We start from the raw sequence: 18,286 nt of genomic DNA, 5'->3' as shown, positions 1-18,286 counted from the left end.
GCCTCTCCCTCAATGCGCCGCGATGCGGCGGCTTGGGACGATGTCGTTGGCGATAACTTCGCCGAAGGGGCCGTTGTTGCGGGCGTTGCTCGGGGGAACGCCGGTGGTGGCGCGGAGTGGCAGCTTCGGGAAGACGAGTTCGGCGAAGCGGTAGGCCTCTTCCAGATGCGGGTACCCCGACAGGATGAAGCGGTCGATGCCCAGATCGATGTATTCCTTCATCCGGTCGGCGACCTGATCGGCCGAGCCGACGAGTGCCGTGCCGGCGCCGCCGCGCACGAGGCCGACGCCGGCCCAGAGGTTGGGCGAGACTTCGAGCTTCGAGCGGTCGCCGCCATGGAGCGCCATCATCCGGCTCTGGCCCACGGAATCCTGGCGCTTCAGGGTCGCCTGCGCCCGCGCGATGGTCTCGTCGTCGAGGCGCGAGATCAGGTTCTCGGCCGCGGCCCAGGCCTCGCCCTCGGTCTCGCGAACGATGACGTGGAGGCGGATGCCGTAGGAGAAGGTCTTGCCCTTGCGGTCGGCGGCTTCCTTCGCCTTGGCGATCTTCTCGGCGACGCCCGCCGGAGGCTCGCCCCAGGTCAGGTAGACCTCGCAATGCTCGGCCGCGACTTCGATGCCGGCCGGTGAGGAGCCACCGAAATACAGCGGCGGATAGGGCTTCTGGACCGGCGGGAAGATGAGCCGGCCGTCCTCCACCTTGAGATGCTTGCCTTCGTAATTCACCGTCTCGCCGGACATCAGCCCGCGCCAGACATGCAGGAACTCGTCGGTGACGACATAGCGCTCGTCATGGTCGAGGAAGACGCCGTCACCGCGCAGCTCCACCGGGTCGCCGCCCGTGACGACGTTGATGAGCAGGCGCCCGTCCGAGATCCGGTCCAGGGTCGCCGCCATGCGCGCGGCCATGGACGGCTCCTGCAGGCCGGGACGCACCGCCACGAGAAAGCGCAGACGCTTCGTGAGGGCGGCGAGAGCCGAGGCGATGACCCAGGAATCCTCGCAGGAGCGGCCGGTGGGCAGCAGCACGCCGTAATAGCCGAGCTCATCGGCGGCCTGCGCGATCTGACGGAGATAGGCCAGCGACACGTCGCGGGCGCCTTCCTGCGCGCCGAGGTAGCGGCCGTCGCCGTGGGTGGGAAGGAACCAGAGGACGTCGGTCTCTGCGGTCATGGGATGCTCCTGGGGTTGTGCCGGTGGGATCGCGCGCGTCCGGGGATCAGGCCGGGGCACGGTCCTTCAGCAGATGGTCGAGGATGCGACCTTCCAGCCGCGCGAGTTCGGGGTCGCCGCGCCGGCGCGGGCGGGGCACGTCGACGGTCAGGTCGAGGGCGACACGGCCTTCCTCCACCACGAGGATGCGGTCGGCCATGGCCGCCGCCTCGGCGACGTCGTGGGTGACGAGGATGGCGGTGAAGCCCTGGTTGCGCCAGATCCGCTCGATCATGTCCTGCATGTCGATGCGCGTCAGGGCGTCCAGGGCACCCAGGGGCTCGTCGAGGGCGAGCAGGCCCGGTCGGCTGACGAGGGCGCGCGCCAGGGCGACGCGCTGGCGCTGGCCGCCGGAGAGGGTCGCCGGCCAGTTGCTGGCCTTGTCGGTGAGGCCGACCTCGGCCAGCACCGCCGCCGCCCGCTCGCGCCGTTCCTGGCGCCGCCCGGCCCCGCCGAGGCCCACGGCGACGTTATCGACGACCCTGGCCCAGGGCAGCAGGCGCGGCTCCTGGAACATGATGCGCCTGGTGGCCGAGCGTGCACCCTGGTTCTCCAGGTCGATCCGCCCGGCGCTCGGCTGGTCGAGCCCGAGGATCAGGCGCAGCAGGGTGCTCTTGCCGCAGCCCGAGCGGCCGACGATGGCCACGAACTGGCCCGCCGGGATATGCAGGTCGAGCCCCTCGATCACCTGATGGCCGTCGAAGGATTTTGCCAGTCCGCGCAGGGTGACGGCGACCCCCGTGCCTGTGGCCGGCGCGGGGCGCACAGTCTGGCGTGCCTGGGAAGCGACGGGAACCTCGCGGGGCGGCGCGAGAGCGGCGTCGGGCGCGCGCAGCAGGGTGGAGGTGGTCATGGACGTCGTCCGTGGGGTTGATCGAAGAACGGGGGCATGTCGCGATGCCCCTCAGATGTTCCGGTAGGCCGGGTTCCAGGCGAGGAACGAACGCTCCAGCAGCCGGGTCAGGGTATCGGCGATCTTGCCGAGGAGGGCGTAGATGACGATGGCCAGCACCACCACGTCCACCAGCATGAACTCACGCGCCTGCATCGCCATGTAGCCGAGGCCGGACGAGGCCGAGATCGTCTCGGCGACGATGAGCGTGAGCCACATGATGCCGAGCGCGTAGCGCAGGCCGACGAAGATCGAGGGCAGCGCGCCGGGCAGGACCACCCGCAGGAACAGGGTGGTGGGCGACATTCCGTAGACCCGGCCCATCTCCACCAGTTGCGGATCCACCGAGCGGATGCCGTGCAGGGTGTTGGCGTAGATCGGGAAGAACACGCCGATGGCCACGAGGAAGAGCTTGGCCTCTTCGTCGATGCCGAACCACAGGATCACCAGGGGGATCAGCGACAGGTGCGGGATGTTGCGCACCATCTGCAGGGTCGTGTCGGTGAGCTTCTCGGAGAGCTGCGACAGGCCGTTGGCGAGGCCGAGGGCGAAGCCGATGCTGCCGCCGATGAGGAAACCGACGGCCGCGCGCAGGAAGCTGATCCAGAGATTGCTCCAGAGTTCACCGGTCCGGCTCGCCTGCCAGCCGGCGGCGATCACGTCCGAGGGGGCGGGCATGAAGCGTGTGGAAACGAGGCCGGTGGAGGCCGCGGCCTGCCAGCCGGCGATGATCGCCACCGGCACGAGCCAGGGTGTCAGGCGGCCGAGGATGTCGGAACCGAGGGTCTTCTGCCGTGACATGGTCCAGCCCTTGTTGACGTAGGCCTTGAGATGGGCGCCGACGGGGGCATCGCCCGGATGCAGCCGGGACGGTCGATCCGGTCGGCCGAGCGGGCTATCGATTGGGGGCGGCGAAGGCGGCGGCCTGCGCCGTGTCGTGGGAAGCGGACGGCTTCGCCCGCGCCCCGAGCAGTGCCGCGAGCTGGCTCGCCGCGTCGGACACCCGCGCCCGCACGCCGTCGTCGATGAGGACACCGTCGGAGAAATCCGCGTCGCTGCCATAGACCGAGGTCGGGACGGTCTGCGCGCTGAAGAAGCCGAACAGGGGCCGCAGGGAATGCTCGACCACGAGGGCGTGACGCGCCCCCCCGCCCGTGGCCGAGAGCACAACGGGCTTGCCCGCCAGTGCCGCCGGATCGACGAAATCGAACAGATGCTTGAACAGACCAGTATAGGCGCCCTTGTAGACGGGCGTTCCGACGATGAGCGCGTCCGCGTTCTCGATCGCCTCCAGGATGCGCCGGGCCGGCAGCGAGAGCTGATCGCGCGACCAAGCGGCACCGAGGCCGGTCCCGGCATCGACCACATCGAACAGGCGGATGTCTGCGCGCAGCCGCGCGCCAGCGGCCTCGGCCACCGCTTCGACGAGCGCCCGCGTCTTGGAGGGACGCTGCAGGTTGGCGCTGAAGCCGACGATGCGCGGAAGCACACCTGGAAAAGAGCTGCCTTGAAGAGACATCGAGCGCCTACCGATCGGGTACGGGAATGCGCCGGGGGCTTTGATCCGAACGAGGCGTCCAGTCATGGATGCCCCTCGGCACCGTTACCGAAATGTGATGGCAGCGGCGATCCGGGTCAACGAAACGTGCTTTTAAAAGAACGAGCCGTGGGAGATTGGTCTTCGGCAAGACGTCGCCGTAGGAGATGAAACTTTCGACTTGGCAATTTCATGCAGAAAAGCGGTCGATCGACAGGGCCAACCTGGAAGAACCCTCCATGCGAAGCGGACAAGGTTCGGTAAACCGAACGCCCCGAGCGGCTAGACCAGTGCGTCGCCATGGCTCGATTGCAGGACGATGGGCTGGAAGGCCCGCACGAGCGGCATGTCGAGCTTGCCCGTCATGCCGAGCATGATCGCATGGGCCTCGGCATGCGGGAGCGGCTTGCGATAGGCCCGCCGCTCGGTGAGGGCTGAGTGGATGTCGCAGATCGTCACGAGGCGGACGAGATCCGGGATCGCATCACCGGAAAGGCCGGCCGGGTAGCCGCTGCCGTCGAGCATCTCGTGATGATGCCGGACCACGTCGAGCATGGAGGCGTCGAACCCCTCCTGCCTGGCGAGCATGTCGGCACCGGAGGCGGCATGCGTGCGCATGATCGCCATCTCGTTCGAGGTCAGCGCGCCAGGCTTGTTGAGGATGGAGAGGGGGATCTTGGACTTGCCAATATCGTGCAGCAACGCGGCCTTGGCGAGACGCTTCCGGTCCGCCCGGGGAATCTTGAGGTGGAAGCCGAAGGCCGCGGCAAAGCCGGCGACGCTGAGGGAGTGCTGGTAGAGCAACTCGTCGTAGCGTCCGATCACGTCGAGCCAGGCGCGAATGCCACCCTCCGAGACGGCCTCCAGGATGACGTCAGTCCCGGCATCCGCCTCGTCGGAGGAGACAGGCTGATCGGTTTGCGCCGCATGGAACAGGCCCGCGACCACGGAACAGGCGCGGTGTGCCCTGGCTTCCAACGCAGCGGTATCGGCGTCGTGACGCGTGCGCAGCTTCTGGCCGGCATCGATGAGGCTGAACAGGAGGGAGAGAATGGTCGGGCGCGGGGTGTCTGCCGCTGCCACGCGCAGGGCCGGATTCGCCTTGTCCTGAATGTGGGCGGGCGCATCAGTCAGGACGAGGCAGGGCACGCGCACGGTGAGGAAACGGACCACCCAGGCCGCCGCCACGCCGTCACGGGGATCCAGATCGATGATGGCGACGACAGGGAGGATGGCGGGAACCGACTGGTCCCCGAGAACGCTGCGGCAAGGCAGGATGGTGGTGATGGCGCGCGCCAACAGTCTCACCCGGTCCGGTCGATCCGATACGATGAGAACGGACTTGTCTTGTGTCACGATCCGATCCGCTTCAGACCGGCAAGGTCTGGGTTCGTGCCCAAACACAGGCGCGCTCACGAGGTTTACAGAAACAAATCCCTATAAATTGTTTCTTTTCGCAGAACGAACTCGACCCGGTCCGGTCTATCATTGAGACCGTGGACTGAGATAGTTCTCATGCCGGAACCATGGCGCGGCCTCGTCCAATCCTGGCGCCCTGGTTAACCGGATGGAACGGAATTTGCTCGCACTCCGCCAGATTCCGAGGCGGTAACTGTCTGTAGAGGCCTTTGGGTTTAGTGCTGGCGTGCAGTGAAGGCGGGCGCTCACCGCGCGGCACCTTCCGCCATCGGGAGGAGGATGCTTTGCTCGCGCGGGACTTCAAATCCTTCTTCGAGACGTCGAAGCGTAACGGTATCATCCTTTCGTTCGGCGGCGACATCTCGGAGAACGTCCTGTTTTCCCTCGGCGAAGTCCTCAAGCTTCGGATGATCCAGGGTGAGACGGACGCGACCATCGCCAAGCGGGTCTTCTCGATCTTCGTCGAGCAGGCCCAGAACATAATTCGCTATTCCGCCGACAAGCTTCCCGGGGCCAAGGCGTCCTGCGGCATGATCAGTGCGGGAATGATCGTGGTCGGTGTCGAGAACGCACGCTTCTTCGTCGTTTGCGGCAACGAGGTCCCGAAGGCCGATGCTGCCATTCTGCACGAGCGATTGGACCACATTGCCGGCATGTCCAGCGAAGAACTCAAGCGTTTCTACCGCGAGAAGCTGCGCCAGATCCCCGACGAGGGCAGCCTCGGAGGGAGCATCGGCTTGATCGAGATCGCCCGCCGGTCGAGTGCTCCCGTCGAGTTCGAATTTCACGACCTCGGCGGCGAGCGCAGTCTGTTCTGCCTCAAAGCCTATATCTGACGGCGCCCCAGCGATGGACCGGATTCAGATCCCAGCGACCCCCCGATCCCCCGAAGTGGATTTCGACTTCACCGCCGGCCGTTTCAGGCTGAGCGGCGAATCGTATCCAGAGGATGCCGCGGCCTTCTTCGGCCCGCTGCTTCAATCCTTGCGGACCCACCTCGCTGCGTCGGGCTCCGATCCGATCGTGTTCGAAGTCGCCCTCGTCTATTTCAACTCTTCGAGCGCCAAGGCCCTGATGAACCTGTTCATGCGCCTCGAAGACGCCGCCGGGGACGGTCGTCGCGTGACCATCCGCTGGCTCCATGCCGAAGGAGACGAGACCATCGCCGAGGCCGGGGAGGATTTTGCTTCGGACTTCTCCCACGCACGCTTCGATCTCGTCGAGACCTCGCAGACGGGGGACTGACGCGGATGAAGGTCAAGCCGGAGGTCGTTCCGCAGATCGGCGATCCCGCCGCCGTCAGCGAAGCATTCAGTCTCTACGACACCGAGGAAGCGGTCCTGGTGAGGACCGATGAGATGCTGGCCGGCCTCGCGCAGGTCGCGGGCGGCGTCCAGCAACTCGCCGAGGCCTACCGCCGCAGCTATGACGAGCAGCGGCGCCTCGTGAGGTTGAGCGACCGGATGCAGTTCGACCTGCAGAGGGCGAATCGCCGCCTCGGCGAACAACAACGCGACCTCCAGGCTCTCAACGAGGCCCTGTCCGGTGAGATCGAGCATCGGACCCGCCTCGAAGCAAAGCTGAGGAGCCTGGCCGATACCGACGACCTCACCGGCGCGGTGAACCGCCGCCGCTTCATGGAGATCAGCCGGCGTGAATGGCTGAGATACGAACGCGACCGGGTTCCCGCCTGCCTCCTCATGGCGGATCTCGACCGGTTCAAGCGCCTCAACGACGAATTCGGCCATGCCGCCGGGGACGCGGCCCTCATCTGCTTCGTGGAAACCTGTCGGCGGCGGCTGCGCAAGGTGGACGTGATCGGCCGCATGGGCGGCGAGGAATTCGCGATTCTGCTCACCGAGATCGAACCCGATGCGGGGCTCGCGGTCGCCGAGGACCTCTGCCGACTCATCGGTGAGACCGGCGTGGAATGGCCCAGCGGACCGCTGTCGCTTTCCGTCAGCATCGGCGTCGCATCCATCGAGGGAACCGAGACCTTCGAACAGACGCTCGGCCGGGCGGATGCCTCGCTCTATGCTGCCAAACATGCCGGACGGGGCTGCGTCCGCTCGTTCCGCAGCTTGATCCGGGGCGCATCGCCGCCATGACTCCCGATCCGGCGGCCGAGGTGGCATTACCCGTCATCGGCTCTCCCGCCCGCAAGCGCTCCTTGAGGGGCGGCGGGCCCTTGAGCGGCGACGACTTCCTGGAACTGGCCGGCTTTACCGACGCCTCGTCCTCCTCACCCGGCACGATGCGACCGGGCGCGCTGCGCGGCTCAGCGCGGGGGCGCGACCTTGACAGCCTGGCGCACACCCTGTTCCTGCGGATCTATCCGGTAATCGCCATCGTGGTTCTGGCCACGCAGGTCGGTATCGCCTGGGTGAACTACAACGACAGTCTCAGGCTCTATACCGAACGGGCGCACCTTCTCGTCACCCTCACCGCCCAGGCCATCGCCCGGCCGGATTGGAGCGAGCGGCCGGACGTCTACACGACGCAGGTCCAGGCCCTGACCCTCGATCCAGCGTTCCGCTTCGTCCGCGCCTGGAACGCGGAGGGTGGCCTGGTGATGTCCATCGGCGAGATGCCGGTCCGACGCAGCATCGAACTCATCCGCGCCTCCGCCGCCATCACCCTGGCGGGCCAAGCGAAGCCCGTGGGAAGTTTGACGCTGGGCTTGTCTACCGAGTCCCTGCGCGCCAATGCCGAGAAGCAGGCGCTCCTGGCAGTTGGAGCGAGCTTGGTGCTGATGCTCGCCTTCGTGCTGACCCTGCATGCCAATGTGCGCAAGCACGTCCTCGCCCCCCTGAAGCGCCTGCTGCTTGCCATGCGCGAGGTCGAGCACAAGCGATGGTCGACGGTGGCGTTCGACGGGGCCATACGGGCCAGCAACGAAATCGACGTGATCTCCTCGGCCTTCAACCGCATGGTGGAGGGCCTGCGCGCCGGCGACGAGGCGAAGCAGCTCCTCGCTGAACTGGAACTGGCCCATGCCAAGCTCGCCGAGGCCAACCGCCAGGTGATGGAGAGCATCGGTTACGCCCGTCGCATCCAGACCTCCGTCCTGCCCGACCGGATGGCGCTGGCCAGTGCGGGTCTCGACGTCGCCGTGCTGTGGGAGCCACTGCATCAGGTCGGCGGCGACTATTTCTGGCTGGAACGCCTCGGAGACGTCAGCCTCATCTTGGTGGCCGATTGCACCGGCCACGGCGTACCGGGCGCGTTCATCACGCTCATCGTCGCCACCGCCCTCGACCGCGTACTGCACGAGCGCGGCCTGCGCTCGCCGGCGGAGATCCTGGCGGCCCTCGACGAGATGGTCCGTGTCCAGCTGCGCCAGGACGGGCGCGGTTCGGATTCCGATGACGGGCTCGATTGCGGCCTGTGCATCTGGGACCCGGAGGCGGGGCGCCTGACCTTTGCCGGCGCCGGCCTCTCGCTCACCTCCGTCACGGATACGGGAGTGACCCGCATCCGTGGGGCGAAGCGCGGGCTTGGCTACCCGCGCCATGGGAGCGAGCGGTTCAGCGTTGGGAACGTCACCCTGGATGTGACGCCGGGCGACACCTTCTACCTGATGACCGACGGCATCACCGACCAGATGGGAATGCCGGGTACGCAGCGCAGGCTGCTCGGGCATCGCGGCGTCGCGGATATCCTCCTACGCACCCGCAAGGAGGAACTCGGCCTGCAGATCGAAACACTGGAAGCCGAGCTTGCGGCCTATCGCGGCGCCGAGACACGTCGCGACGACATGACCCTGGTTGCATTCCGACCGACACAACGAGTGTGACACGCCGCCCCCGAGCCGGGACGATCGTCGCACGGTGCGCTGGCACACGCAAAATCGCCGGGCAATTCGGCACTGTAAGAGCCTACCATTCGAAATATCGAGTCGCGACGCCTGAACCTTTCCGTCATGATGGACGAAGAGGGCCGGTATTCGGGGCGTTATCTTCGTTTGCCTCCGCTGCGTCTCTACAGATTCGAAGAGCCGAGATTGTTCATGACACGCTTCCTTGCCGCGTCCGTCTGTCTGGGCCTGCTTGTCGCCCTGCCTGTCCAGGCCCAGCCATCGAACACGGCGCAGCAACCGGCACCCAAGCGCATGACCACCGCCATGGGCGTGACGAAGCCGCCGACATCCACCTACAACCGGGCCTCCACCGAAAGCGACATGCTCAAGGCGCAAAAGGTGTCCGCCGCCCGCGACAAGGCCTGGGACCGGAAGATGCGGACCACGATGGGCTCAATCTGCCTCGGCTGCTGAGATCGAAGCCCGGAGGGCTCGGCCGATGATTCGGTTCGAGGGCGTCTCCCGCCGCTTTGCCGGGGCGGATCGTCCGGCCGTCGATGGAATCGATCTCGACATTGCCGAAGGCACGACCTGCGTCCTCATCGGCCCTTCCGGCTGCGGTAAATCCACCACCCTGCGCATGGTCAACCGGCTGGTAGAGCCGGATGCGGGACGCATCCTCCTCGATGGACGAGACGTCGTGGGGGTCGATCCGGTGCGGCTGCGCCGGGGTATCGGTTACGTCCTGCAGGGTATCGGCCTGTTTCCGCATCGGACTGTTGCAGAGAACGTCGCCACCGTGCCCAACTTACTGGGGTGGACCCGCGCCCGGATCGCGGACCGCGTGGACGAGATGCTCGCCCTCGTCGGCCTCGATCCGCGCGAGTACCGCGACCGCAGGCCCGACAAACTCTCCGGTGGTCAGCGGCAACGCGTCGGCGTTGCCCGCGCCCTGGCGGCGGACCCGGCCGTTCTCCTCATGGACGAGCCCTTCGGCGCCGTGGATCCTATAGCCCGTAGCCGGCTACAGAGCGAAATAGGTGGAATCCTTCGCCGGCTCAAGAAAACCGTCATCATCGTCACTCACGACATCGACGAGGCGATGCGGATGGGCGACCGCGTCGTGCTGATGCGCGAGGGGCGGATCGCCCAGGCTGACACGCCGGACCGCCTCCTCGTCGCCCCCGCCAACGCCTTCGTCGAGAGCTTCGTCGGCGAGGACCGCGCCCTGCGCCGTCTGGCGCTGACGGAGACCGGGGCCGTCGCGGTTCCCGGCGAGGCCGAGAATGCGCCAAGCGTCACTGCCGAAACATCGTTGAAGGACGCCCTGGCACTGCTTCTCTCGACCGGCGCCGATCACCTTGCGGTGACGGGGAATGGTGCCCCCGCCATTCTGACTCTCGCCGCGATCCGGAACGCCGCGTCGCAGCGGACCTGAGCGCACTATCGTCACGGCCGGGCGCATCGAGGAGGGAGGCCTTCCCCTCACTCCGCCGCGTCGGAGATCCGGAACGTCTCGATTCCCTGCCGCTCCGGATTGATGGCCGCGAGCGCGCGTTTGGCCGTTTCCAGCGGGTGCTCCGCCTCGATCCGCACCGAGGTCAGGTCCGGGCTCTTGTAGACGGTGACGATGGTGTCCATCACCTCGGTGAGGGTCGTGCGCTTGTCCTCGGGCGCCGCGATGAGGAGTTGCAGCCCCCAGGCCTGATAGAGATCTACCAGGGCCTGCGAGTTGCGCACGTCGAGCTTGGAGAAGGCCTCGTCGAGGAGACAGAGGCCGAGGCCGGGGTTCTCGTCGCCAGGCCTGTCGCCGGGGTAGTAGGCGGAGGCCAACGAGGCGGCGATGGCCACGTAGAACGGCGCCTGCGCCTCGCCGCCCGAGCCGCGAAGGGCCCGGTTCGACATGGTGGTGCGGTTGCCCGCCTTGTCGCGCATGCCGATCTCGTAGACGAAATAGTTGCGGTAATCGGCGAGCCGCGCCGCGCTCTCGTCGCCGGCGATCAGGGCGGTGATCTCCTCTATGGCGGCAGCGAGCGGACCCGAAGGCGCTTCCTCGCCTTCCCCCGGCAGAATCGCCTGTGCCGCGTCGGCCGAGCGCGCCACTTCGGTGGCGAGCGCATGCACGGCGGCGTAGCGACGATCGACGGTGGCCTCGAACGCGTAGGTCTGGCCGGTGAAGGTCTGGGTCGAGAGCCGCTCGTTCAGGGCCTCGAGGCGGGTGCGGACCCGCTCGAACTTGTCGGCGAGGCGCGTCAGCAGATCCTCGGTCATGAGGCGGCGCATCTCGCTCTCCGCGCGCACCGCCTGGTCGCGATAGCGCCGCAACTCGTGGCCCGCCACCTCGTCATGGGCGCGAGCGACCCAGGAAAAGCCGAACGAGGCCGGGGCGTCGCTGCTGCCGAGCGGGTTCTCGATCCGCCATTGCACGCAATACTCGGCGAGATCACGCTCGGCGGCACGGCCTTGCGTGCGTGCCGTCTCCATCGCCTCGCGGGCGGCGCCGCGCGCTGCATTGGCCAGAGCCGCTAGTTCCTTGGAGTCCAGGCCCGCCGCGTCGGCCCGGGCGTTTGCCACCGCCAGCGGGTCGACCCCCTCGGGCCGGACGAGACGGATGCGGACGGAATCGCCGGCGATCCAGCGCGCATGGGCGCTGCGCCTCGCCTGGAGCGCGCCGCGTATCGCCTCCCGCGCGGTAGCGACCTTTGCCTTCAGCCCGGCCTCCTCGCCGAGCAGAGCGTCGCGCTTGGGCTCCAGCACCTGGACCAGCTCGGTGAGATAGGCCGAGCGCTCCTTCGCGAGTTCCTTGATCTCGGCCTCCAGCGCGCCGGTATCGGCCTTCTCCACCGCCTCACGCTCGGTGGTGAGGCTGCGCCGGCGCCCTTCCATGGCGTCGGCCTCCTGGCGCAGGGAGACGATGTCGAGATTCGCCTCCGCGAGGCGGACCCGCAGCATGGCGGCGATGCGGGCGGCCTCGCGCAGCACGCCCGCCTCGCCACGCAGGCGCCGCGCCTCGGCCACCGCGCGCTCCAGGTTCTGCCGTCCCTCCGCCGTGGGACCGCGGCTGCCCCGCGTCATCATCAATTGAACTGGCCGCACCACGGAATAGGCCATGCCGGAGGTCGAGCGGCCGCTCGGCGCCACCGCGCGGCTCATATGGGCCAGCGCCGCGTCGTTGGGGGCGAGATCGTAGCCGCCGAGGCGCGCGGCGAGGAAGGCCTGCGCATGGGGATCGCGGGTCTCGATCAACGAGATCGGCCCCTCGTCGTCGCGCCCTCCCCGGCGCCGGGCGGTGTCCGTGGTTTTGACCAGCAAGCAGCGGTAGAACTGGCTCTTGCGGGCTTCGAGGTGGGCAAAGGCGTCGTTCAGCCGGTCCGGTTCGACCACCAGGGCCTCACGAGCTCCGCCGAGCAAGCCCTCCAAGGCCGCCCCCCATTTCGGATCGGTGATCTCGGCAAGCTCGCAGATCGGCGTAGCCTCGATCCCGACCCGGGCGAGCTCATCGCGAAAGCCCGCCGTGTCGGAGGAGAGGCGCGCACCGCCCGCCCGTCCGGTGCCAATCTCGGCCGAAAGGGCCTGCGCCTCCTTCTCCTGGGCGCGGGCGCGCAGGGCCATGTCCTCGGCGGCGGTGTCGAGGGGGGTGGCGATGTCGGGCAGGGCCGCGAGCATATCGATCAACCCGCCGAGGGGACCGTCCATGCGCAGGGATTCCTCAGGGGGCGCATCGCGGCGCAGGCCGGAGCGCGAGCACGCGGCCACGATCCGGGCGGCGTCAGGGTCGATCCGCTGGATCTCGGCAAACAGGGTGTTGAGCTTGCCCGCCTCCTGCACCATCCCCACGAGGTCGGAGACGCGGGCTGAGAGGTCGCGCTTGTCGCGCGCCAGCATGGCGAGGCCGGCATTCGAGGCAGCGAGCCGCCCCTCCCCCTGGCTCCCGGCGAGCATCGCCTTCTTGCCTGCGATCTCCCCATCGATCTCGCGCACGAAGCCCTGGCTGGTGGCGACGCTCTCGCGGGCGATGCGCAAGCGCTCGGCCACCTCGCCGAGCCTGGAACGGGCGGTCGCATAGTCGAGAATGCGGCGGCGCAGGTCGGCGGCGGCGGCTCGCAGATCGTCGAGGGTAGCCGAGAGGCTAGCCTCTGCCCAGGTTTCGTAGCGTTTGAGGATGCGCCCGAGATGGGAAAGCCGCCGCTCCAACTCCTCGATCGTCTCCAGGAGACGGCGCCAATTCTCCACCGACTGGCGGATACGGGCGACGTCCAGGGGCTCCGGTTCGAGCACGAAGGAGCGCACGAAGGCGGAAGAATCGAAGATCGGCTTGAACGCTACGGCGTTGGAGAAGGTGCGCAGGAAATGCCGCGGCTCCGGGCTCGACGCCCCCTCGCGCATGAGCGCCAAGAGTTCGGCAGTAAAGCGCTCTCCCGACGAGCGGAATTCCTCGAACCGATCGGCCTGGATGCGCAGATCCTTGGCGATTTCCGGCCAGGGCGCGACGAAGCTGCCCTCAGCGGTCTCGCGCACGTAATCGGCGATCTCGAACCGGTGGCCGACCGCGATGAAGCGCGACAACGTAGTCTCGCGGCTGTCTTCGGCGCGGGCAGCGAGGGCGAGGCCCACCGAGACGACGCGGCCGGTGGTCTCGTTCTCGAAGACCAGGACGATCAGGGTCTCGCAGGTCTCGCGGGTCGGGCGGCCGCCCTCGGCCGGGTCGCTGATCCAGCCGAGGCAGTAATCACGAACGGTGCGGGCGCTGCGCCCGGAGGCGGAGGCATTGAGGGCGAGCCGGCTGGCATTGTTGCCGGCCAGCACCGTTCCCACCGCATCGAAGATTGTCGACTTGCCGGCGCCCGTCGGCCCCACCAGGGCAGCCGCACCCCGGATGCGGATCTGCTCACGCCGGATCAGGTACCAGTTGGAGAGGACGATGTCGGTGAGGCGGTACACCGGTCGGGCGGCTCTCTGCGGGGCGTTTCGGTGGCCCGGCATGGACGCCGTCGGCCCGTGATGCAAGTCGGGGGGCAGCGTCACCTCCTGCATGGGAGGGAGGGTGCCTCCCCGCACCGGAATGTTTTCATGTGAAATCTTAACCATCGGTTCGCCGGCCCCGGCGACCCGCTTTCAGCCGTCGTCGTCGAGGCGCGCCGCGGCCCAGGCGCGGACCTGTTCCATCCAGGCATCGGGGGAGAGCACAGCGATCCCGGGAAGCAGCATCAGTGGCGTGATCTTCTCGGCCTTGTCGCGCTCGCCCAGGCGCAGGGCGCCCTTGCGGGCGAAGAGGCGGAGGATCTCGGTGAGGCGCGCCTCCTCCGGCGCCTCGCTGCGGGCGGCGGTGCGGATCGATTCGGCGATGTCGTCGGTGGTGCATTCCACCACGCCGTCGGTGGTGACGCGGTGCGCGCGCAGCCCCTCCTCGTAAGCGAGACGCAGGGCGAGCAGGACGAGGGTCTCGTCCTTGCGCAGGCGCTCGGCCTGGCCGTCGTGGCGCACCCCGTCCGGCGGCACGCGCAGGAACACCATCTGGTCGCGGGGCGAGACTTCGAACCCGTATCCGAGGCAGGCAAAGTAGCTCTTGAAGAAGGGCGCGTAGTGCCGGGCGATCTCATAGGAGCGCCCGATGCCGGGGGTGTCGGAATAAACGCATTGGCTCTTGAGCAGCACCTGGAGCGCCCGCGTCAGATCCTCGTCGGACGGTGCCCGCGTCCCCGGAGGCGGAGGCTCGTCGCCGTCGACAATGGCGCGGAAGGCCTCGATCATCCCGTCAATCCATGAAGCGTCAAGGCGGAACGCGAGTCCCGCCGTGGCGCCTCGTTACCCGGATCGCAGTCGTTTCACAAAGGCCTGGCGCTCACGCGGCTTGCTGCGTCGCCTTGAACAGCGACAGGCACTGGGTGTCACGATGCATGCTCAGGATCGAGGCGCGGTCGATGGACGGGTTCTCGGCAAGCACGCGCTGGACCTCCGCCACGACCCGGTCGTAGCGGGAGGGATCGAAGTTCCGTTCCAGCGGACTGACGGCGATGTAGGTCTCGACCACGAGCACGCGCTCGGATCGCTCCTTGCCCACCTCGACCGCGATCCAGGCGGACTTGATCAAGCATTTCCCGGACGTCATCGGCGCATCTCCCGATATTCCTGCAGCTTCCGCAGGCCCCGCATCTTCGGCGGATCTTGAGGAAGCATGATCCTACTTTCAACATCTGCCAAGTCCGGAAACATCAATGTGATCCGGCAGCACTCCAGTGTCGTCACCCATCGTAGCCCGATGGGGGGACTCGTCTCCGCTCAGTCGCCGCGCTGACGAACCGATACCGGGTGGACCGCCGAGTTTCGTCGCTCCACCAGGAAATCCGGGCAGTCGAGCCAGCCGTTGGAGACGCGGCCCGCGATCCGCGAGAGGCGGTAGCGCGTGGTCAGGATGCCGTCGAACAGCACGTCGATCTCGCGCAGGCGCTGGAACACGACGAATTCGTCCACATCCGCCACCACGATCTCGGAGCCCCGGATGGCGGGGCTCGCCCCGAGCTTGCGCTCGACGAAGGCGATGACGCGCTCCGGCGTCACCATCACCCGCTGGCGGAAGGCGTCCTTGGCCAGGATGAAGGCCTCGATGGCCGGGTCGAGATGGATCTCCGGCAGCGGCTCGGACAGGATCGCCGCGCGCCGCATGCGGGGGGTGTAGAGATGCGGCTCGCCGATGGGCGGACGTAGGAGCGAGACCTCGGCGGAGGGACCTGTCTCCGACCATTCGGCGGCGCCCACCGCCCGCAACGCTGCGGCGGTACGCTCGATCCGGTCAGAATCGCGATGGTCGGTGTAGCGCAGGGCCGCCGCGATCCGGCGCTCGAGGCGTGCCACGATGTCGGCCACGGCGTCGAGATGCCGGTCGAGCCCCTCGAAGATCGACAGGATCTCGGCGAGATCCGCCCGCACCGCCCGCTCGGCGAGGGACAGGTCGGGCGCCCTTCCCTCGCGCAGGCCCGCTTCGGCCAGGGCCCGGAGGGTGAGATCGTCGCGCAGGGCGCGGCCCGCCTCGCGGACAATGCCGGAGCGGAAGCGGAACGGGTTCAGGCGGGTGTGCAGGGTGCGGTAGTCGCTGACAAGATGGCGCGCCACGAACTCCTCGAAATAGAGGCGGAACGCGACGCCCTGGTCCTCCTCGCGCAGGATCCGCTCCTCGATCTTGCGCATGGAGCCGGCGAGGCTGCGCAGATGGCCGAGGAAGGCACGCGAGGCCTTGGCCGCATTGACCAGGGCCTCCGAGCGTTCGGCCGGGTTGGCCACCGCGCTTTCCAGGCTGCCCAGCACCTCCAGCACCGCGCCGCCATAGGAGCGGGTCTCACCCCGGTCGAGACGGGCGAGTTCTTCGATGACGAGGCGGGCATCCGGATCGAAATCGACCACCGGCACGTAGCGTTCGCGCCGTTCCACCAGCCAGCCGGCATCGAGAAGCCGCCGGTAGACCGCCGAGCGACGCTCTACCGGATCGACCGGCGTCGCCTCGTCGTCGGCGATCTCACCCTGGGACCAGTCGACGGAGAAATCACCGATGGAGGCGAGCAGCTCACTCTTGCGCAGGGGTTCGGTGGTCTCGGCGAACACCCTGGCATGCAGATGCAGAAGCAGGGCCGCGTTGAAGGCCCGGCTCGGCGAGGCCAACGGCTTGAACAGATCGTCGGGGAGGCGGGTGAACAACATGGCGGCGCGGGTGAGGACAGCCAGCGCCAGGGGCCGGAGTCAATCGACTGGCCGTAACAGCCTGTGTGCCGGCCGCACCCTACCCTTACCGCATCGGCTCGTCCGAAAACCGGTTCCGGCCTTTCGGGCAGACGATCTACAGCCCGCGGCAGCGCGTCCGGATGATGCCGGAGAAATCCTTCTCGGATGTCTGCACCTCGGCGAGCTTGGCGGCGCGCTCGGCCCCCGACAGGCAGCGGCCGTAGACGCTGGCAACCCGGCGCATGGTTTCCACGTGGCGGCGCCAGACCCGGCAGCGGTTGGAATCGTCGCCATCCGCCTGCTCGAGCTGGTCGATCGCCTGACGCTGCATCGAGTTGGCCACGAGCACGTCGCGAGCGCAGGTCACGTCGGCCAGCGCCGGCGTCTGCGACAGGACAAGTCCCGCCATCGCGGCCGCCACCAGCGCCCGCTCCGCCTTCACGTCCATCGGGATCATGCCGCCTCGGATTTCGTAGGCTGGGTCAGCAGCGCATAGAGGGCACTGGCATCTCTAGCGGCCCGTATCCGGTCAAGAACCCCCGGCTCGCGCAGGAGCCGCGCCACTTGCGCCAGAGCCTTGAGATGCTCCGCGCCAGCACCTTCCGGGGCGAGGAGGAGAAAGGCGATGTCGATTGGCTGACCGTCGAGGGATTCGAAATCCACCGGCTTCTCCAGCCGTGCGACGAGGCCGAACAGCCGGTCGAGGCCCGGAAGCTTGCCATGGGGAATGGCGACGCCGTCGCCGATGCCCGTGGAGCCGAGGCGCTCCCGCTGCATAAGAGTCTCGAACACCTCACGCTCGTCGAGAGCGGGAAGCTGGCGCACCGCATGGGTGCTCAATTCCTGGAGGATCTGCTTCTTCGCGCGAGCGCGCAGAGAGGTCACCACGGAATCCGGACTGAGGAATTCCAGAATCGGCATGAAGGACCATCGCCCCATCGGCGGCGACCCACAGGCCCCCGCTCGTCTACACTAGCGCTGCGGATGCGTGGTTCCCACGCATCCCGAGGCGGCCGATGGTCGGCACGCAGCCGGCAGAGCGCGTTAAGCTGCCGCCTCCGGCGGGTCCACCCAACCGATCGCTCCGTCACTACGGCGGTATACGACGTTGATGCGGCCGGTACCAGCGTGAACGAACACGATCACCGGGGCACCCGTGAGATCGAGAGCGGTGACAGCCTCGCTCACCGAATGGCGCTTGAGCGCCCTGGTGCTCTCGGCGACCACGGGCGGGTGAGCCTCTTCGTCCTCGGCGAGGTCGTCATCGATAACGTCCTCCTCCGCATCGCTCGGCGCAGCGAAGACGGCGTAGGCCGCCTGGACGGTGGCGCCCTCATGCAGGGCCGCGCCATGATCCTTGAGCCGATGCTTATAGCGCCTCAGGCGCTTCTCGAGCTTGTCCGCCGTCTGCTCGAAGCTCGAATGCGCGTCGTGTGAGGCGGCGGACGCTTCGAGCGTGAGGCCCGAGACGAGGTGAAGCACGCAATCGGTACGGTAGGCCGTCCCATCCCGTCGAAGCGTCACATGGCCGGAGCAGGTGCCGTTCATGTGGCTGTCGAGATATTTCGACAAGGTGGCGGCCATTCGCTCTTCGACACGCCCGCGAAGGGCTTCGCCGAGGTCCAGGCCGTGGCCTGTGACGCGCAATGACCCCATGTATCCTCCGGTTCTTGTTGCGTTCGGCAGACAAGTAAAGGAGCCCTGGGAAGAGAAG

18 protein-coding genes are annotated in these 18,286 nt (G+C 67.7%); 6 read left to right on the top strand and 12 right to left on the bottom strand.

The genetic code is table 11. From position 1 onward, the window contains the following. Positions 1-9: 9 nt before the first annotated feature. The 5 genes from ssuD to FPV16_RS05275 form a co-directional block, all read right to left on the bottom strand. Positions 10-1,173, bottom strand: a complete 1,164-nt coding sequence (gene ssuD / locus FPV16_RS05295; RefSeq protein WP_227436717.1) for an FMNH2-dependent alkanesulfonate monooxygenase — start codon at positions 1,171-1,173, stop codon at positions 10-12. Positions 1,174-1,219: 46 nt separating this feature from the next. Continuing rightward, positions 1,220-2,065 carry an ATP-binding cassette domain-containing protein gene (locus FPV16_RS05290; protein WP_227436714.1) on the bottom strand — a complete coding sequence of 282 codons (846 nt, stop codon included), beginning with the start codon at positions 2,063-2,065 and terminating at the stop codon, positions 1,220-1,222. A 51-nt stretch (positions 2,066-2,116) separates the two neighbouring features. Continuing rightward, a complete protein-coding gene (ssuC, locus tag FPV16_RS05285) occupies positions 2,117-2,905 on the bottom strand; it encodes an aliphatic sulfonate ABC transporter permease SsuC (RefSeq protein WP_227436711.1) in 789 nt (262 codons plus the stop codon). A 94-nt stretch (positions 2,906-2,999) separates the two neighbouring features. Next, a complete protein-coding gene (gene msuE / locus FPV16_RS05280; protein WP_227436710.1) occupies positions 3,000-3,623 on the bottom strand; it encodes an FMN reductase in 624 nt (207 codons plus the stop codon). A 300-nt stretch (positions 3,624-3,923) separates the two neighbouring features. Then, positions 3,924-4,997, bottom strand: coding sequence for an HD-GYP domain-containing protein (locus FPV16_RS05275; protein ID WP_227436708.1), 1,074 nt, complete (start codon positions 4,995-4,997; stop codon positions 3,924-3,926). A gap of 347 nt (positions 4,998-5,344) precedes the next feature. Here FPV16_RS05275 and FPV16_RS05270 point away from each other — a divergent pair, with 347 nt between their 5' ends. From FPV16_RS05270 to FPV16_RS05245, 6 genes are all read left to right on the top strand, one after another. Next, on the top strand, positions 5,345-5,896 hold the full coding sequence (locus tag FPV16_RS05270; protein ID WP_227436707.1) for a SiaB family protein kinase: 552 nt from the start codon (positions 5,345-5,347) through the stop codon (positions 5,894-5,896). 13 nt (positions 5,897-5,909) lie between these two features. Then, entirely contained in the window at positions 5,910-6,305 is a 396-nt protein-coding gene (locus tag FPV16_RS05265) for a DUF1987 domain-containing protein (protein ID WP_227436705.1), read from the top strand. Between the two features lie 5 nt (positions 6,306-6,310). Beyond that, complete coding sequence (locus tag FPV16_RS05260; RefSeq protein ID WP_227436703.1) at positions 6,311-7,168, top strand: GGDEF domain-containing protein; 858 nt, start codon at positions 6,311-6,313, stop codon at positions 7,166-7,168. Beyond that, on the top strand, positions 7,165-8,856 hold the full coding sequence (locus tag FPV16_RS05255) for a SpoIIE family protein phosphatase (RefSeq protein ID WP_227436701.1): 1,692 nt from the start codon (positions 7,165-7,167) through the stop codon (positions 8,854-8,856). The genes FPV16_RS05260 and FPV16_RS05255 overlap by 4 nt, the downstream gene beginning before the upstream one ends. A gap of 213 nt (positions 8,857-9,069) precedes the next feature. Beyond that, positions 9,070-9,333 (top strand): hypothetical protein, encoded by a 264-nt coding sequence (locus tag FPV16_RS05250; RefSeq protein WP_243977058.1) that lies wholly within the window; start codon positions 9,070-9,072, stop codon positions 9,331-9,333. A 25-nt stretch (positions 9,334-9,358) separates the two neighbouring features. Next, a complete protein-coding gene (locus tag FPV16_RS05245) occupies positions 9,359-10,297 on the top strand; it encodes an ABC transporter ATP-binding protein (protein ID WP_227436696.1) in 939 nt (312 codons plus the stop codon). A 47-nt stretch (positions 10,298-10,344) separates the two neighbouring features. Here FPV16_RS05245 and FPV16_RS05240 read toward each other — a convergent pair whose 3' ends face one another. The 7 genes from FPV16_RS05240 to hpf all read right to left on the bottom strand — a co-directional run bounded on the left by FPV16_RS05240 (position 10,345) and on the right by hpf (position 18,228). Then, positions 10,345-13,800 carry an SbcC/MukB-like Walker B domain-containing protein gene (locus tag FPV16_RS05240; protein ID WP_227436694.1) on the bottom strand — a complete coding sequence of 1,152 codons (3,456 nt, stop codon included), beginning with the start codon at positions 13,798-13,800 and terminating at the stop codon, positions 10,345-10,347. 174 nt (positions 13,801-13,974) lie between these two features. Further along, positions 13,975-14,610 (bottom strand): DUF4194 domain-containing protein, encoded by a 636-nt coding sequence (locus tag FPV16_RS05235; RefSeq protein ID WP_227436693.1) that lies wholly within the window; start codon positions 14,608-14,610, stop codon positions 13,975-13,977. Positions 14,611-14,701: 91 nt separating this feature from the next. Beyond that, on the bottom strand, positions 14,702-14,968 hold the full coding sequence (locus tag FPV16_RS05230) for a hypothetical protein (protein WP_018046029.1): 267 nt from the start codon (positions 14,966-14,968) through the stop codon (positions 14,702-14,704). Positions 14,969-15,138: 170 nt separating this feature from the next. Then, entirely contained in the window at positions 15,139-16,551 is a 1,413-nt protein-coding gene (locus FPV16_RS05225; RefSeq protein ID WP_227436691.1) for a Wadjet anti-phage system protein JetA family protein, read from the bottom strand. 136 nt (positions 16,552-16,687) lie between these two features. Further along, complete coding sequence (locus FPV16_RS05220; RefSeq protein WP_413629188.1) at positions 16,688-17,029, bottom strand: hypothetical protein; 342 nt, start codon at positions 17,027-17,029, stop codon at positions 16,688-16,690. Then, positions 17,026-17,493: a PTS IIA-like nitrogen regulatory protein PtsN gene (gene ptsN, locus FPV16_RS05215; protein ID WP_227436689.1), complete on the bottom strand. Its 468-nt coding sequence runs from the start codon at positions 17,491-17,493 to the stop codon at positions 17,026-17,028. Before ptsN ends, FPV16_RS05220 begins: the two co-directional genes overlap by 4 nt. 123 nt (positions 17,494-17,616) lie before the next feature. Further along, positions 17,617-18,228: a ribosome hibernation-promoting factor, HPF/YfiA family gene (hpf, locus tag FPV16_RS05210; protein WP_026176326.1), complete on the bottom strand. Its 612-nt coding sequence runs from the start codon at positions 18,226-18,228 to the stop codon at positions 17,617-17,619. Between the last annotated feature and the right edge of the window lie 58 nt (positions 18,229-18,286).

Origin of the sequence: Methylobacterium sp. W2 (assembly GCF_020662345.1) — a bacterium.
Classification (GTDB): Bacteria; Pseudomonadota; Alphaproteobacteria; order Rhizobiales; family Beijerinckiaceae; genus Methylobacterium.
The sequence above is the reverse complement of the archived record's forward strand: the minus strand, read 5'-3'. Positions and strand labels throughout refer to the sequence as shown.